This is a genomic window from Bartonella sp. AP57NXGY, assembly GCF_042195805.1.
In the GTDB taxonomy this organism is placed as follows: domain Bacteria; phylum Pseudomonadota; class Alphaproteobacteria; order Rhizobiales; family Rhizobiaceae; genus Bartonella.
Genome location: NZ_JBHIOZ010000514.1, coordinates 1 through 717 on the forward strand (window position 1 = coordinate 1; position 717 = coordinate 717).

Genomic DNA, 717 nt, shown 5'->3' on the forward strand with positions numbered 1-717 from the left:
TTTGCAATCAAAATCACAAGAATGATCGACTTCATTTTAATATGACTCTTTTTACTGTTATATACATTCTGATATTTATTGTCATTATTCCTATTTTGAACATAAAGTAAAGTGCATGGTGTGTAATTATTTTACTTTTTTATTCCATTTTAATTTATGAAAATAGCTCAATTTCAGTGCAAGTATTTTTTACTTTAGGATTGGATATCCTCGTTATTTTGTCATATGGATATTAAGGGCGTCTACGGGAACCATTGCTTTTTATCTCATCTAATTTCTATGTCTCCATAGATGTCCAAATGTAATGCCTTTTGCGAGAGAATTGGCTATGCTTGATAGTTTGAGTAACAGCATGATGGATATAATAGACAAGATGAGAGCTCCCCCAAACATGAAGCTTACATTTTGGTCGTAATCGAGTTTCATATCGCTCAAATAGTTTGCAAAGATATTCATCATCAGATTAAATACAGTTGCTAAGAGTAGAAAGAGGATTATATAATTGACGACTTGGATTATCCATTGCTCGAAAAAGCGATGAGTTGGTTGCCAGAGCAAAGCAATGATGAAGAGTGGTCCCAATCCTACAAGAAGTGTAATAGCGATTTTTGTTAGGAGCACGAGACCACCGCCGATTGCTACTACGAGGCTTGTTGCTAGCAAGATAATGATGCCTAAGAGACTGTAAAGCAGTCCATTGGACTCGAAGAAGACGGT

At 35.3% G+C, this 717-nt stretch carries 1 protein-coding gene; it reads right to left on the minus strand.

The window, feature by feature from the left end; genetic code table 11:
• Positions 1-270 precede the first annotated feature (270 nt).
• Positions 271-717: type IV secretion system protein (locus ACFIL8_RS11770; RefSeq protein ID WP_375689962.1), on the minus strand; the 447-nt coding region annotated here is incomplete at its 5' end.